This is a genomic window from Cellulosimicrobium sp. BMG9.22, from assembly GCF_059159975.1.
This window is the reverse complement of record NZ_JBZGBY010000034.1, coordinates 1-14,675: the sequence shown is the minus strand read 5'-3', so window position 1 is coordinate 14,675 and position 14,675 is coordinate 1. Positions and strand designations below refer to the sequence as shown.

The 14,675-nt window shown below is 75.0% G+C and carries 14 protein-coding genes; 13 read left to right on the top strand and 1 reads right to left on the bottom strand.

Annotated elements, in window-relative coordinates:
* The first annotated feature begins 117 nt into the window (after positions 1-117).
* The 12 genes from AC4H2H_RS17485 (at position 118) to mshA (ending at position 12,608) form a co-directional block, all read left to right on the top strand.
* Positions 118-654: a PH domain-containing protein gene (locus AC4H2H_RS17485; protein WP_494372094.1), complete on the top strand. Its 537-nt coding sequence runs from the start codon at positions 118-120 to the stop codon at positions 652-654.
* A complete protein-coding gene (locus AC4H2H_RS17480) occupies positions 651-2,345 on the top strand; it encodes a PH domain-containing protein (RefSeq protein ID WP_494372093.1) in 1,695 nt (564 codons plus the stop codon). Before AC4H2H_RS17485 ends, AC4H2H_RS17480 begins: the two co-directional genes overlap by 4 nt.
* A complete protein-coding gene (locus AC4H2H_RS17475) occupies positions 2,342-3,295 on the top strand; it encodes a Rossmann-like and DUF2520 domain-containing protein (RefSeq protein WP_494372092.1) in 954 nt (317 codons plus the stop codon). The genes AC4H2H_RS17480 and AC4H2H_RS17475 overlap by 4 nt, the downstream gene beginning before the upstream one ends.
* Positions 3,292-4,266 (top strand): pantoate--beta-alanine ligase, encoded by a 975-nt coding sequence (panC, locus tag AC4H2H_RS17470; protein WP_494372091.1) that lies wholly within the window; start codon positions 3,292-3,294, stop codon positions 4,264-4,266. Before AC4H2H_RS17475 ends, panC begins: the two co-directional genes overlap by 4 nt.
* 50 nt (positions 4,267-4,316) lie before the next feature.
* Positions 4,317-4,769 carry an aspartate 1-decarboxylase gene (panD, locus tag AC4H2H_RS17465; protein ID WP_494372117.1) on the top strand — a complete coding sequence of 151 codons (453 nt, stop codon included), beginning with the start codon at positions 4,317-4,319 and terminating at the stop codon, positions 4,767-4,769.
* Positions 4,766-6,430, top strand: a complete 1,665-nt coding sequence (locus AC4H2H_RS17460) for an L-aspartate oxidase (RefSeq protein ID WP_494372090.1) — start codon at positions 4,766-4,768, stop codon at positions 6,428-6,430. Before panD ends, AC4H2H_RS17460 begins: the two co-directional genes overlap by 4 nt.
* A 298-nt stretch (positions 6,431-6,728) precedes the next feature.
* Positions 6,729-7,649, top strand: a complete 921-nt coding sequence (nadC, locus tag AC4H2H_RS17455) for a carboxylating nicotinate-nucleotide diphosphorylase (protein WP_494372116.1) — start codon at positions 6,729-6,731, stop codon at positions 7,647-7,649.
* Between the two features lie 186 nt (positions 7,650-7,835).
* On the top strand, positions 7,836-9,296 hold the full coding sequence (gene lysS / locus AC4H2H_RS17450) for a lysine--tRNA ligase (protein ID WP_494372115.1): 1,461 nt from the start codon (positions 7,836-7,838) through the stop codon (positions 9,294-9,296).
* Positions 9,297-9,325: 29 nt separating this feature from the next.
* Positions 9,326-9,511 (top strand): hypothetical protein, encoded by a 186-nt coding sequence (locus AC4H2H_RS17445; protein ID WP_494372089.1) that lies wholly within the window; start codon positions 9,326-9,328, stop codon positions 9,509-9,511.
* A gap of 144 nt (positions 9,512-9,655) precedes the next feature.
* Entirely contained in the window at positions 9,656-9,988 is a 333-nt protein-coding gene (locus tag AC4H2H_RS17440) for a histone-like nucleoid-structuring protein Lsr2 (protein WP_494372088.1), read from the top strand.
* Positions 9,989-10,148: 160 nt separating this feature from the next.
* The gene (locus AC4H2H_RS17435; RefSeq protein WP_494372087.1) at positions 10,149-11,318 is read left to right on the top strand and encodes a lactonase family protein; all 1,170 of its coding nucleotides are present in this window, start codon (positions 10,149-10,151) and stop codon (positions 11,316-11,318) included.
* Positions 11,319-11,384: 66 nt separating this feature from the next.
* Entirely contained in the window at positions 11,385-12,608 is a 1,224-nt protein-coding gene (gene mshA / locus AC4H2H_RS17430) for a D-inositol-3-phosphate glycosyltransferase (RefSeq protein ID WP_494372114.1), read from the top strand.
* 18 nt (positions 12,609-12,626) lie between these two features.
* Here the strand turns inward: mshA and AC4H2H_RS17425 are convergent, their stop codons facing one another.
* Positions 12,627-13,073, bottom strand: coding sequence for a nitroreductase family deazaflavin-dependent oxidoreductase (locus AC4H2H_RS17425; RefSeq protein WP_494372086.1), 447 nt, complete (start codon positions 13,071-13,073; stop codon positions 12,627-12,629).
* Positions 13,074-13,216: 143 nt separating this feature from the next.
* Here AC4H2H_RS17425 and AC4H2H_RS17420 point away from each other — a divergent pair, with 143 nt between their 5' ends.
* Positions 13,217-13,954 (top strand): phosphoglyceromutase, encoded by a 738-nt coding sequence (locus AC4H2H_RS17420; RefSeq protein WP_494372085.1) that lies wholly within the window; start codon positions 13,217-13,219, stop codon positions 13,952-13,954.
* Positions 13,955-14,675: the final 721 nt, after the last annotated feature.

Genomic DNA, 14,675 nt, shown 5'->3' with positions numbered 1-14,675 from the left:
CTGGGCGTCGCGGTGGCGGGGTCTCGGGCTCGTCGGCTGGACGCTGACCCGCGCGGACGTCGTGCGCGAGCTTGCTCTCGGGACCGTCGTGCGGACGCAAGATGGCAGGATCGTCCCATGACCGATCCTCACGGGACGCCCGAGACCGACCGTCCTCCTGTCGCTGCGGGCACGGGTCCGTTCGACCCGCCCGGGGTCGTGTGGTCGGGCGTGTCGCCGCGGCTGGTGACGGCGCGACTCCTCTCCACGGCGACCACGCTCGCCGTGGTCGCGGTGCCGGTGGTCGTGCTCGCGGTCCTGTTCCCGCACTGGTGGCAGTGGCTCGTCCTCGCCGTGCTCGCGCTGATCGGCCTGTGGGCGGCGCTGCTCGTGCCGCGCCAGGTGCGCGCGATCGGCTACGCCGAGCGCGACGACGACCTGCTCATCCGCAAGGGGATCATGTTCCGCTCGCTCGTCGTCGTGCCGTACGGGCGCATGCAGTACGTGGACGTCCAGGCCGGGCCGCTCGCCCGCAAGCTGCGCATCGCGCAGATCCAGCTCCACACGGCGTCCGCGTCGACGGACGCGACGATCGAGGGCCTCGAGCCGGCCGAGGCGGACCGCCTGCGCGACCGGCTGGCGTCGCGCGGCGAAGCCCGGCTGGCTGGCCTGTGAGCGGCGAGGTCCCCGGCCCCGGCACACCCGACGCGTCGGCCCCGGGCGCCCCGGCCCCGGGCGTGCCGTCCCACGAGGCATCGGCGGCCGCGCTCGACTGGCAGCGGGTGCACCCCGTCACGCCGCTCGTGCGGGGCTGGACGGTCATCGCGGTGCTGCTCGTCGTCGTCGGGCAGCAGACGATCAACGGCCTGCCCGAGGGGCAGAACCTCCTCGAGGGCGACCGCTGGTGGCAGATCCTGCTCGGGGTGCTGGCCATCGGCCTGATCGGGCTCGGCTACTCCGCCCTCGCGTGGCGCATGACGAGCTACGCGGTCGACGCCGAGTCCGTGCACCTGCGCACCGGCGTCCTGTTCCGCCAGCAGCGGCGTGCTCGCCTCGACCGGCTCCAGGCGGTCGACGTCGTCCAGCCGCTCGTCGCCCGGTTCTTCGGGCTCGCCGAGCTCAAGCTCGAGGTGGCGGGCGGCGGCGACTCGGGCGTGAAGCTCGGGTTCCTCAAGGAGGCCGACGCGAACCGCCTCCGGGTCGAGCTGCTCGCGCTCGCCGCGGGCCTGCGCGTCGGGGCGCGCCCGACCCCTCCGACCACGGGGCCCACCGGTCCGGGCGAGCGTCCCGAAGGCGGCGCCCTCCCCGGGGACCCGGAGCACCCGGAGCGTGGCGGCGCCGCCGGGCAGGCGGGCGACTCCGCGGCGCCCGCCCCCCTGCTCGAGGCGCCCGAGCAGCCGGTCACGGCCGTCGGGCCGGGGCGGCTCGTCGCGTCGCTCGTGCGATCGGGCGCGACCGTCGGCCTCGTGCTCGGCATCCTGGGCATCGTCGGGGTCGTGATCGGCACGCGCGAGATCAGCATCCTGTTCAGCGCGCTGCCCGCGGTCCTGGGGTTCGGCGGCTACCTGTTCCAGCGGTTCTCGGGCGAGTTCGGCTTCCGCTCTGCGATCTCGCCCGACGGCATCCGGCTGCGCCACGGCCTGCTCGAGACGCGCTCGCAGACCATCCCGCCCGGCCGCGTCCAGGCCGTGCGGCTGCTCCAGGGCCCGTTCTGGCGCGGACCGGACTGGTGGCGCGTCGACGTCAACGTCGCCGGGTACGGGCCGAGCGCCGACGGGTCCCAGACGAAGAGCGTCCTGCTGCCCGTCGGGACACGCGACGAGGCGCTCGCGGCGCTGTGGCTCGTCCTGCCGGACCTCGGCACGCCCGACCCGCGCGCGCTCCTCGACGAGGGGCTGTCGGGCCTCGACGCGGGCGAGCACTTCGTGGTCACGCCGCGCCGGGCGCGGCTCCTCGACCTCGTCGCGTGGCGGCGCAGCGGGTTCACGGTGACCGACCGTGCGCTCGTGCTGCGTTCCGGCCGCATCTTCCGCAGCCTCGTCGTCGTGCCGCACGAGCGCACGCAGTCGCTCGGGCTCGAGCAGGGGCCGCTGCAGCGCCGGTTCGACGTCGCGACGTTCGCCGTGCACTCGACGCCCGGCCCCGTCATCCCCAAGGTCGCGCACCTCGACTCCGCCGACGCCGCGCGCCTTCTCGACACCCAGGCGGCGCGTGCCCACGCGGCTCGCGCGCACCAGGGGCCGGAGCTGTGGATGCGCCGCGACGAGGTCCCGCTCGACGCGGTGCCTGACGCGGTGCCTGACCAGGCGCCCGACCAGGCGCACGACGAGGTGCCCGACGGGCAGGACGTCGGGAGGCAGGCGTGAGCGCGCCCGACGCGCGACGCCCCGGGCGGCTCGGCGTCGGTGTCGTCGGCGCGGGCCGCGTCGGTGCGGTGCTCGGGAGCGCGCTGCGCGCCACCGGGCACGCGGTGGTCGGCGCGAGCGGCATCTCCGAGGCGTCGCGCGAGCGCATCGAGACCCTCCTGCCGGGCGTGCCCGTCCTCGAGGTGCCGCAGGTCGTCGAGCGCGCCGAGCTCGCTCTCCTCGCCGTGCCCGACGACGCCCTGCCGGGCCTGGTCCGTGGGCTCGCCGACGTGGGGGCGTGGCAGCCGGGGCAGATCGTCGTGCACACGTCCGGTCGGTACGGCGCCGCCGTCCTCGACCCGGCGCGCGCCGCGGGCGCGATCCCGCTCGCGATCCACCCGGCGATGACCTTCACCGGCACGTCGCTCGACCTCGCGCGGCTCGAGGGCACGACGTTCGCCGTCACCGCGCCCGCGCCGGTGCTCCCGATAGGGCAGGCGCTCGTCGTCGAGCTCGGCGGCGAGCCCGTCGTCGTCGCGGAGGAGTCGCGCGGGCTCTACCACGCGGCCCTCGCGCACGGCGCGAACCATCTGGTGGTCCTCGTCGCACAGGCCGCGCAGGCGCTCGAGGCCGCAGGGGTGGAGCAGCCGGGCCGTGCGCTCGCGCCGCTGCTCACCGCGGCGCTCGACGGCGCCACGCGCGGCGCGGACTCCGGCGCAGAGTCGGGCACGGGCGCGGGGAACGGGGCCCTCCTGGGCCTCACCGGCCCGGTGTCGCGCGGCGACGTGGGGACGGTCCGCGAGCACCTCCAGGCCCTCGACGCGCTCGCGGCGACGAGCGACGCGGCCGACGTGCCGCCGTCGTACCGGGCGCTGGGCCGCGCCGCCGCGCACCGCGCGCTCGCGACCGGGCGCATCGACGAGGTGGCCGCGCGCGCCGTCCTCGACGCACTCGACGAAGGGACGTCATGACCACCACGCCCAGCCCGCGCGTCGTGGAGACGCGCGCCGCCCTGCGCGCCGCCCTCGACCCGTGGACCGCAGCGCACCCGGGCGAGCGCCGCGCCGTCGTCATGACGATGGGCGCGCTGCACGCCGGCCACCTCGAGCTCGTGCGCCGCGCACGGGCGGAGGTGGGGCCGGGCGGGCAGGTCGTCGTCACCGACTTCGTCAACCCGCTGCAGTTCGGCCCGGGCGAGGACTACGAGCGCTACCCGCGCGACGTCGAGGGGGACGTCGCGCTGCTCGCGTCGGCGGGTCCCGACGCGTCGGTGGACGTCGTCTTCGCCCCGGAGACCGGCGAGATGTACCCGGGCCTGGGGCACGGCGCGGGTGGCGGCCCGATCGTCCGGGTGACGTCCGGTCGGATCGGCACGGTGCTCGAGGGCGCGTCCCGACCGGGCCACTTCGACGGCGTCCTCACGGTCGTGCTCAAGCTGCTGCACCTGGTGCGCCCCGACGTCGCGGTGTTCGGCGCGAAGGACGCCCAGCAGCTCCTCGCGGTGCGGCGCCTGGTCGCGGACCTCGACGTGGACGTCGAGATCGTCGCCGTGCCGACGGTGCGCGAGGCGGACGGGCTCGCGCGCTCGTCGCGCAACGCGTACCTGTCGCCCGCCGAGCGGGACGACGCGCTCGCGCTGAGCCGCGCGCTGCGCGCCGGGGCCGAGGCCGCCGAGGCCGGCGCCGACGCCCCCGGCGTGCTCGCGGCGGCGCGGGGAATCCTCGAGGCCACCGCCGGCGTTGACGTCGATTACGTGGTGCTCGTCGATCCCGCTACGGTGGACGACCTGGCGCCCGGCGCTGTCGGCCCCGGGCTCCTCCTGGTCGCGGCGCGCGTCGGCACCACGCGTCTCATCGACAACACGGCCGTCGAGATCGCGCCGCCCGCGACCCGGGCCGACGACCCCGCCGGACGTGCCCCCGCACCTGGAGGTACCGCGTGACCGCGCAGACCCCGTCGACACCCCGCCGTCCGGCGTCGCTGCAGCGACCCATGATGATCGGCAAGATCCACCGCGCCACGGTGACGCAGGCCGACCTGCACTACGTCGGCTCGATCACCGTGGACGCCGACCTGCTCGACGCCGCGGACCTCTACCCGGGCCAGCAGGTCGACGTCGTCGACGTCACCAACGGCGCGCGGTTGACGACGTACGTGATCCCGGGCGAGCGCGGCGCGGGCGAGGTCTGCATCAACGGCGCCGCGGCGCACCTCGTGAAGCCGGGCGACGTCGTCATCCTCATCGCCTACGGCATGCTCGACGACGCCGACGCGCGCACCTACCTGCCGCACGTCGTCTTCGTCGACGGGCAGAACCGGATCGTCGAGCTGTCGGACGAGCCCGGGCTCGTCCCGGCCGGTCACGGGCTCGAGGCGAGCGGCCTGCCGTTCGCGCCGTTCCGCGCGGGCGCGGACGCCGCCGGCTCCACGGTGCACCCCGGGTGACGACCCTCGCACGCACCCTCGCGGCCCCCGCGCCGGGCTGGACGACGACGGCCGACGCCGTGGTCGTCGGGTCCGGGATCGCGGGCCTCACCGCGGCGCTCGAGCTGCGCACGCGCGTGCCGCACGTCCTGCTCGTCACGAAGGGCGAGCTGTCGTCCGGGTCGACGGTGTGGGCGCAGGGCGGGATCGCCGCCGCGCTGCACCCCGAGGACTCGCCCGAGGCGCACCTCGCCGACACGCTCGTCGCGGGCGTGGGGGTGTGCGACCCGACGGCGGTCGAGGTGCTCGTCACCGAGGGTCCCGCGCGCGTGCGCGAGCTCGTCGCACGCGGCGCGAACTTCGACCGCGCCGCCAACGGCGACATCGCGCTCACGCGCGAGGGCGGACATCACGCCGACCGCATCGCGCACGCGGGCGGCGACGCGACGGGGGCCGAGATCTCGCGCGCGCTCGTCGCGCAGCTCGAGGCCGTGCGCAGCGACCCCGGCATCGAGGTCATCGAGAACGCGCTCGTGCTGGACGTCCTCACCGGTCCCGGTCCCGACGGCGCCGCACGAGCGTGCGGCGTCACGCTCCACGTGCGCGGCGAGGGCACCCGCGACGGCGTCGGCGCGGTGCTCGCGCGCGCGGTCGTGCTGGCGACCGGGGGAGTGGGGCAGGTGTTCCGCTCCTCGACCAACCCGTCGCAGGCGACGGGCGACGGCATCGCCGCGGCGCTGCGCGCGGGCGCGACGCTCGGCGACCTCGAGTTCGTGCAGTTCCACCCGACGGTCCTGTGGCTCGGACTTGGCGCCAAGGGACAGCTCCCGCTCATCTCCGAGGCCGTGCGCGGCGAGGGCGCGATCCTCCTCGACACCGAGGGCCACCGGTTCATGCCGGCGCAGCATCCGATGGCCGAGCTCGCGCCGCGCGACGTCGTCGCGCACGCGATCGTGCGCCAGATGGCCGCCACGGGCTCCGACCACGTCCTGCTCGACGCGCGCCACCTCGGCGCCGACTTCCTGCGCTCACGCTTCCCGACGATCACCGAGCGTCTCGCCGAGAACGGCCTCGACTGGACCGAGGAGCCGGTGCCCGTCGCGCCCGCGCAGCACTACCACTCCGGCGGGGTCGTCACCGACCTGCACGGTCGCTCGACGCTCGACGGCCTCTACGCGATCGGCGAGGTCGCGTGCACCGGCGTGCACGGCGCCAACCGGCTCGCGTCGAACTCGCTCCTCGAAGGGCTCGTGTTCGCGCACCGCGCCGCGCGGCAGATCACCGAGCGCGTCGCGGCGGGCGAGCTCGAGGTGGGCGAGCCCGAGGCCCGGCCCGGCCCGTCCGCGCTCGTCGCGGCGGCGGCCCGTTCGCGCATCCAGTCGATCGCGTCCGCCGGCCCCGGCGTCGTCCGGTCCGGCGACGCGCTCGCCACCGCCGCGACCCGGCTCGCCGCGGTCCGCACCGACGCGCACGAGGCGAGCGACGTCGTCGCGCAGCCGCAGGCGGCGGAGTGGGAGACGACGAACGTGCACCAGGTCGCGACCGCCCTCACCGCCGCGGCGACGCTGCGCACCGAGAGCCGCGGCGGCCACTTCCGCACCGACTTCCCGGCCACCGACCCGGCCTGGGAGCGCCGCGTCCTCGTCTCGCTCGACCCCGACGGGACGCTGCGCGTCCGCTGACGCCACGACGCCCCCCCGGACACCGCCGCCGACCCCGCTGCGCGCCGACCCGCTGCGCGCCTACGCGCGGCGGCTGCGCGCCTACGCGCGCGCCGCGCGCGGACGGACGTACCCCCGCGTCGGGCACAAGGGTCCGCGCGACGCCGTCCACGGCGGGCTGCCGGACCGGATAGCGTGGGCGACCGTGAGCACTCCCGCCGAGCCCGTCCCCGCCGGCCCTTCCGCTGGTGTCTCGTCCGGCGCCACGCCGTCCGGCGACACACCCCCTGCGGTTGCCGGGCCCCCTCGCGCGCACCGCATCCCGTCGCGCGTCGAGCCGGGGCTCGACCCGGCATGGATCGCGGAGACCGTCGCGCGCGCTCTCGACGAGGACCTCGGACCCGTACCGGGGCGCGACGTCACGACGCAGGCGACCGTGCCGCCGTCGGGCACGGGGACGGCCCACCTCGTGGCCCGCGCCGACGGCGTGGTCGCGGGCCTCGTGGTCGTCGAGGAGGTGACGCGGCAGGTCTCCGAGCGCTTCGGCCTCCCGCCCGTCGAGGTGACGTTCACGGCGTCCGACGGCGAGGCCGTGGGCCGGGGCCGTGTGCTCGCCGCCCTCACGGGACCGGTCCAGGTGCTGCTTACGGCGGAGCGCACGCTGCTCAACCTCGCGAGCCGCGCGTCGGGCGTCGCGACGGCGACCCGCGCGTGGGCGCGCGAGCTCGCCGGCACGGGTGCCCAGGTCCTGGACACGCGCAAGACGACGCCCGGCCTGCGCGCGCTCGAGAAGTACGCCGTGCGGGCAGGCGGCGGGACGAACAAGCGCATGGGCCTGTACGACGTCGCGATGGTCAAGGACAACCACGTCGTCGCCGCCGGGTCGGTGAGCGCCGCGATCGACGCGATCCGTCGGACGTTCCCCGACGTGCTGGTCCAGGTCGAGGCCGACACGACCGCGCAGGCGCTCGAGGCCGTCTCCGCCGGCGCGGACTTCCTCCTCCTCGACAACATGCCGACGGCGGTCCTCGCCGACACCGTCGCCGCCGTCCGGGCCCGCGAGGGCCGTGACGGCGTCCCGGCGAAGGTCGAGCTCGAGGCGACCGGCAACCTCACCCTCGACCGGGCGCGCGAGGTCGCGGGGACGGGGGTCGACTACCTGTCCGTCGGCGCCCTGACCCACTCCGCCCCGATCCTCGACCTCGCCCTCGACCTCCTCCCCACCCTCCCGCCGAGGTAGAACCGTGGTCCGTCGAGGTAGAGCCGTGGTCACGACCTCGCCTCTACCTCGCGGTACCACGCCTCTACCTCGGCAGATCGGGTCTGCGGGCGGCGTCGGTAGAATCCTCGGGTGACCACCCCCGCTGGAACCCCCTCCTCCGACGTGCCCGAGCCCGAGGGGCACGTCGACGACGTCCCCGAGCAGATGCAGGTCCGCCGCGAGAAGCGCGAGCGGATCCTCGAGCGCGGAGACGAGGCGTACCCCGTCTCCGTGCCGCGCACGCACACCATCGCCGCCGTTCGGGCCGCCTACGCGCACCTCGAGACGGGCGAGGAGACGCAGGACGAGGTCGGCGTCGCCGGCCGCGTCGTGTTCCTGCGCAACACCGGCAAGCTGTGCTTCGTCACGCTGCAGGACGGCGAGGGCAACCGCCTGCAGGTCATGCTCAGCCAGGCCGTGGTGGGGGAGGAGTCGCTCGCCGCGTTCAAGGCGGACGTCGACCTCGGCGACCACCTCTTCGCGCACGGGCGCGTCATCAGCTCGCGCCGCGGCGAGCTCAGCGTGTTCTCGGACTCGTGGCAGCTCGCCGCGAAGGCGCTGCGCCCCCTGCCGGTGCTGCACAAGGAGCTCTCCGAGGAGGCGCGCGTCCGCCAGCGCTACGTCGACCTCATCGCTCGCCCGGCCGCGCGGGACACGGTGCGCCTGCGCGCCGCCGTCGTGCGCTCGATCCGCGAGAACTTCTGGGAGCGCGGTTACGTCGAGGTCGAGACGCCGATGCTGCAGACGCGTCCGGAAGGCGCCGCCGCACGTCAGTTCGAGACGCACATGAATGCGTTCGACATCGACCTCTTCCTGCGCATCGCACCCGAGCTGTTCCTCAAGAGGGCGGCCGTGGGCGGCGTGGAGAAGGTCTTCGAGATCAACCGCAACTTCCGCAACGAAGGCGTGGACTCCACGCACTCGCCGGAATTCGCGATGCTCGAGGCGTACGAGGCCTACGGTGACTACGACACCATCGCGGTGCTCACGCAGAACCTCGTGCAGCGCGCCGCGCAGGACGCGCTCGGCAGCACGCTCGTGACGCTGGCGGACCGCACGGAGTACGACCTCGGCGGCGAATGGACGCAGCTGAAGATGTACGACTCCTTGTCCGACGCGCTGGGCGAGGAGATCACCCCGGAGACGACGGTCGATCACCTGCTGGCCTTCGCCGAGAAGTTCGAGCTCTCCTTCGACCCGAAGAACGTCAACCACGGAAAGCTCGTCGAAGGGCTGTGGGAGCACAGCGTGGGCGACCATCTCGTCGCCCCGACGTTCGTGCGCGACTTCCCGGTCGAGACCTCGCCCCTCACGCGCGACCACCGCACCGTGCGCGGGCAGGTCGAGAAGTGGGACCTGTACGTGCGCGGGGTCGAGCTCGCGACGGGGTACTCCGAGCTCGTCGACCCCGTGGTCCAGCGCCGGCGCTTCGAGGCGCAGGCGCTCCTCGCCGCCGCGGGCGACGAGGAGGCCATGCGCATCGACGAGGACTTCCTCACCGCGATGGAGTACGCGATGCCGCCGTCGGGCGGGATGGGGCTCGGCATCGACCGCCTGCTCATGGCGCTCACGGGCCTGGGGATCCGCGAGACGATCCTCTTCCCGCTGGTGAAGCCCGTGCAGTAGCGCCTCGGCACGGACGTAGGATCGAGACCATGGACGACCTCTGGCCTGCCGTCGCGGCACTGATCCCTTCGCTCGGCGTCGGCGTGCTGTTCTATTTCGCGATGCGCGCGATCGTCCGCGCGGACCGGAACGAGCGCGCCGCGCTCGCGCGTCTCGACGCGCAGCAAGAATCTGCGGTGGTGCAAAAGACCGACGCCGCGCGCGGTGAAGCATAGCCCCGTGCCGCGACGTTCCCGCGATATTTGCTGGACCGGCGTCCACGAATTGTGGCGACACGCGCCAGGACAATTGACGGTCGACACCCCGTGCTGGCATCCTGACGTGGACAACACATTCCGGTGAAGCGTGAGGTAACCACGGTGGCTCAGAAAGTCCAGGTAATTCTCGTGGACGACATCGACGGTGGTGCGGCGGACGAGACCGTCACGTTCGCCCTCGACGGCGTCTCCTACGAGATCGACCTCAGCACGAAGAATGCGCAGGAGCTGCGCGACGCGTTCGCGTCGTGGGTCGGCAACGCGCGCAAGGTCTCGTCCCGCGGTGCGACGGCACGCCCGGCCCGTCGTGGCCGCAGCGCCGGTTCGGCGCGCGCGACCGAGGTCCGCGAGTGGGCTCGAGCCAACGGCTACACGGTCAACGACCGCGGCCGCATCTCGCAGGAGATCCAGACCGCGTACGACGCGGCGCACTGACGCCGTCGAAGACGGCTGCACGGCCCAGGGCGCCCGGCCCGACGGTTCTCCCGTCGGCGGCCGGGCGCCTTCGTCGTGCCCGGGGCGTGGCGCACCCGGAGCGTCCCCGCCGACCCGACGCCTGCCCGGGGCACTCGCGGCGAGAAACTAGGCTCGGGTCATGACGTCCGCGCCCCACGCCCTCTGGATCGGCACCTACCCGCACCCCGCGACGGGCCGGGACGAGGGCGTGTGGCGCGCCGAGCTGGACGCCGAGCGCGGCGCGTTCGTCGGCGCGGCGCTCGTCGCCGAGACGCCGTCGCCCTCGTTCCTCGCCCTTGCGCGCGGCACGCTCTACGCGGTCGGCGAGACGCAGGAGGGCACGGTGTCTGCCTTCGCGGTCGGGCCCGACGGCGGCCTCTCGCCGCGCGGCGGGGCCGTCCCCACGGGCGGGGACTCGCCCTGCCACGTGGTCGCGACCGGTCGCGGTGTGCTCGTCGCGAACTACGGGGACGGCGTCCTCTCGGTCGTGCCGACCGCCGAGGACGGCGCGCTCGGCTCGGCGGGTGGCGCGGGCGCGCGTCGCCAGTGGCACTCGGGCTCGGGTCCCGTGATCAGCCGGCAGGAGGGCCCGCATGCCCACTTCGTCGCCCCGCTCGCCGACCTGGGCGCGGCCGACGACGGGAGCGGCGACGTGCTCGTCGTCGACCTCGGGACCGACGAGCTGCGCCGCCACGACCCCGCCGCCCCCGACGGGACGCCGGCGCGCGTCGTGGCGACGTTCCCTCCGGGCACGGGCCCGCGCCACCTCGCCGCGCTCCAGTCCGGCCACCTCGTCGTGGTCGGCGAGCTCGACCCGGCGCTGTTCGTCCTCGCCCCGGTCGACCGGGCGGGAGAGCGCGCGTACGACGTCGTCGCGCGCTACGACGTCACGCACGCCGCCGCCCCGGCGGGCGCCCCCAGCTTCCCGTCGCACGTGGCGGTCACCGCGGACGGTGCGCGCATACTCGTGGCGGTGCGCGGCGCGGACGTCCTCGCGGTCCACGCGGTCGTCCCCGGGGCCGACGGCGCTGCCCCCGCGCTGGAGCACCTCGCCGACTCCCCGGTCGGCGGGGCGAAGCCGCGCCACTTCGCGGTCCTGAGCGCCGACGCGCCGGCCGGCGCGCCCGACCACGACCTCGTCGTCGTCGCCAACCAGGACGACGCTCCCCCCGCCGAGAGCGCGGGAGAGGCGGACGGCGACGAGCCCACGTCGAACCTCGCGCTCCTGCGCGTGGCGCGCGCGGACGGGACGGCCGAGGTGCTGGACGTCCTCGCGCTGCCGGCCCCGGCCTGCGTCGTGGAGGCCTGACCGCTCGTGGACGGATCCCCCGTGGACGACCCCACGGCCGACGCGCCGAGCCCGCTGCGCGTGGCGATGCTGTCGGTGCACACGTCGCCCCTGGACCAGCCCGGGACGGGCGACGCCGGCGGCATGAACGTGTACGTCACCGAGCTCGCGCACGCCCTCGCCCGACGCGGGGCGCAGGTCGAGATCTTCACGCGCGCGACGGCGTCGTCCCAGCAGCCCCGCGTGGAGGTGGCGGACGGCGTCACGGTGCGCCACGTCGTCGCCGGCCCGTTCGAGGGGCTCGACAAGCACGACCTGCCGGGCCAGCTGTGCGCGTTCACCGCGGGCGTCCTGCGCGCGGAGGCCCGTCACCACGTGGGCTGGTACGACGTCGTGCACACGCACTACTGGCTGTCCGGGCAGGTCGGCTGGCTCGCCGCCGACCGGTGGGACGTCCCGCTCGTCCACACGATGCACACGCTCGCGCGAGTGAAGAACGCCGCGCTCGCCCCGGGCGACGCGCCCGAGCCGCTCGGCCGGATCATCGGCGAGGAGCAGGTCGTGGCGGAGTCCGACGCGCTCGTGGCGAGCACGGACGCCGAGGCGCAGGACCTCGTGCGCGACTACGCGGCGGACCCCGCGCGCGTGCACGTGGTGCCGCCGGGGGTGGACCTCGACCTGTTCTCGCCCGCGCCGGAGCCGCGCAGCGCGCTGCGCGCCGCGCTCGACCTCCCCACGAAGGGCGGTCTGGTGCTCTTCGCGGGCCGGGTCCAGCCGCTCAAGGGTCCCGACGTCCTCGTCCGCGCGCTCGGCGAGCTCGCCGAGCGTGGCGGGCCCGTGCCGACGCTCGTCGTGCTCGGCGGCCCCAGCGGTCGCCCCACGGCCGTGCGCGAGCTCGAGGCCCTCGCCTACCAGATGGGCGTGAGCGACCACGTCCTCGTGCGCCCGCCCGTCCCGCGCGAAGAGCTCGTGCGCTACTACCGCGCCGCCGACCTCGTCGCCGTCCCGTCGCACAACGAGTCGTTCGGCCTCGTCGCCGCCGAGGCGCAGGCGAGCGGCACGCCCGTGGTGGCGGCCGCCGTCGGCGGGCTGCGGACGGTCGTGGAGGACGGCGTCTCGGGCGCCCTCGTCCCGGGCCACGAGCCGTCCACGTGGGCGCGCGCGCTCGCCGACCTCCTCGCCGACGACGCGCGCCGCGAAGCGCTCGGCGCGGGCGCGCGCCGGGTGAGCGAACGCTTCGGCTGGGACGCCGCGGCCGTCCGCATGCTCGACGTCTACGCGCAGGCGAAGAAGGTCCGCGCGGCGCGCTGACGGCCCGCCGGGCCAGGCTCAGGCGACGTCGTCGGACCGCTCCAGGACCAGCACCGGGATCTCGCGCGACGTGCGCGTCTGGTAGTCCGCGTACGACGGGTAGGCCGCGACCGCGCGCTCCCACCAGAGCGCCTTCTCCTCGCCGTGGACCTCGCGCGCGACGTAGTCGTGGCGCTCGGCCCCGTCCTGGAGCTCGACCTGCGGGTGGGCGACGACGTTGTGGAACCAGACCGGGTGCTCCGGCGCCCCGCCGAGCGACGCGACGACGGCGTAGGCGCCGTCGTGCTCGACGCGCATGAGCGGCGTCTTACGCACCTTCCCGGACCGGCGCCCGAGGGTCGTGAGCACGACGACGGGCATCCCGTTCAACGTCGTGCTCCTCGTCCCGCCGGACGCCTCGTAGGACTCGGCCTGCTTGCGTGACCAGGCGCTCGGGCTCGGGGCGTACTCTCCGTCGATCGGCATACCTCGCGCAACGCTCGCCCCGGGCATCCGATTCCCGGCCTGCGGGAGAGCGGTCGGACCTTCGTCCCACGCCCGACGGCGACGGTCACCACCACGTGGGACGCGGGTGCTGGGCCGTGGCCCGGTGCGGCAGGATGGATGCCATGACCTACACCCTCGTGCTGCTCCGCCACGGCGAGAGCGACTGGAACGCGAAGAACCTGTTCACCGGCTGGGTGGACGTCCCCCTGTCCGAGAAGGGCACCGAGGAGGCGAAGCGCGGCGGCGAGCTCCTCGCCGAGTCGGGCGTCCTGCCCGACGTCGTGCACACCTCGCTCCTGCGCCGCGCCATCACGACGGCGAACCTCTCGCTCGACGCCGCCGACCGCCACTGGATCCCGGTCAAGCGCTCCTGGCGCCTCAACGAGCGCCACTACGGCGCCCTGCAGGGCAAGGACAAGAAGCAGACGCTCGAGCAGTACGGCGAGGAGCAGTTCATGCTCTGGCGCCGCTCCTACGACGTCCCGCCGCCCGAGATCGAGCTGGGCTCGGAGTTCTCGCAGGACGCGGACCCGCGCTACGCCGACGCGCCGGTCGTGCGCACCGAGTGCCTCAAGGACGTGCTCGAGCGCGCCCTGCCCTACTGGGACGCCGAGGTCGTCCCGGACCTCAAGGCCGGCAAGACCGTCCTCGTCGCGGCGCACGGCAACTCGCTGCGCGCCCTCGTCAAGCACCTCGACGGCATCTCGGACGCCGACATCGCCGGCCTCAACATCCCGACCGGCATCCCGCTGCTCTACGAGCTGGACGAGAACCTGAAGCCGCTCACGAAGGGCGGCCGCTACCTCGACCCCGAGGCCGCCAAGGAGGCCGCCGCCGCGGTCGCCAACCAGGGCCGCTGAGTCCCGACGTCGGCACGACGGCGGTCGCCCACCTCCTGAGGTGAGCGACCGCCGTCTGTGTCTGGCCTGGGAGTTGCTGCGGTCGGGTCCGCGGCGCGGGTCGGGTCTCAGGCCCGCGGGGTCGGGTCCGCGGCGCGGGTGGTCTCGGTGCTCGGGGCTGCCGCGCCGTCACCGTGGTTCGTCGGCCGTGGGTTCTGGGAGCGCGGCTCTGACGCCCCTTCGCCACCGAGCCCACCCCCACCGCTCCGCCATCCCGTCACCCGGGCAGGTGGCCGAGTCGCACCGAGACAGCCGTAGTCCGCCGAAGTAGAACCGTGGTCGCGCCAAGTAGAACCCCGGTCCAGCGAGGTAGAAACGTGGTCCCGCGAGGTCGAACCCTGGTTCACCGCGTGGAGGCCTGGTGCGTCCGGCTAGAGCCTGTGGTCGGCTGACGACGGCGACGGGCGGGGCTGACCAGACGTCGCCCCTGGCGAGACCGAGACGTGAGAAATGGCCCCGGAACAGCGCGATTCCAGGGCCATTTCTCACGTCTCGCCGACGCCGAGCCGAGCGGCTCAGCGCGGGGAGTTCACCAACCGGCCCCGCCCAGCACCCGGTGGGCCATCCGCCTGGGACGAGCCCACCGACCGGCCCGGCCAGGCACCCGGGCGGTCGCCCGGGTGAGTGAAGACCAGGGTGAGGCGATGTCGGGCGGGTGGGTGGGGGCGCCGCGTCGTGGTCG

Excerpts from the sequence above, each read along its gene's own strand:
- mshA (WP_494372114.1), top strand. The coding sequence starts at position 11,385 with ATGCTGTCGGTGCACACGTCGCCCCTGGACCAGCCCGGGACGGGCGAC.
- panD (WP_494372117.1), top strand. The coding sequence starts at position 4,317 with ATGATGATCGGCAAGATCCACCGCGCCACGGTGACGCAGGCCGACCTG.
- AC4H2H_RS17445 (WP_494372089.1), top strand. The coding sequence starts at position 9,326 with ATGGACGACCTCTGGCCTGCCGTCGCGGCACTGATCCCTTCGCTCGGC.
- AC4H2H_RS17420 (WP_494372085.1), top strand. The coding sequence starts at position 13,217 with ATGACCTACACCCTCGTGCTGCTCCGCCACGGCGAGAGCGACTGGAAC.
- AC4H2H_RS17485 (WP_494372094.1), top strand. The coding sequence starts at position 118 with ATGACCGATCCTCACGGGACGCCCGAGACCGACCGTCCTCCTGTCGCT.
- AC4H2H_RS17425 (WP_494372086.1), bottom strand. The coding sequence starts at position 13,073 with ATGCCGATCGACGGAGAGTACGCCCCGAGCCCGAGCGCCTGGTCACGC.
- panC (WP_494372091.1), top strand. The coding sequence starts at position 3,292 with ATGACCACCACGCCCAGCCCGCGCGTCGTGGAGACGCGCGCCGCCCTG.
- AC4H2H_RS17435 (WP_494372087.1), top strand. The coding sequence starts at position 10,149 with ATGACGTCCGCGCCCCACGCCCTCTGGATCGGCACCTACCCGCACCCC.
- lysS (WP_494372115.1), top strand. The coding sequence starts at position 7,836 with ATGCAGGTCCGCCGCGAGAAGCGCGAGCGGATCCTCGAGCGCGGAGAC.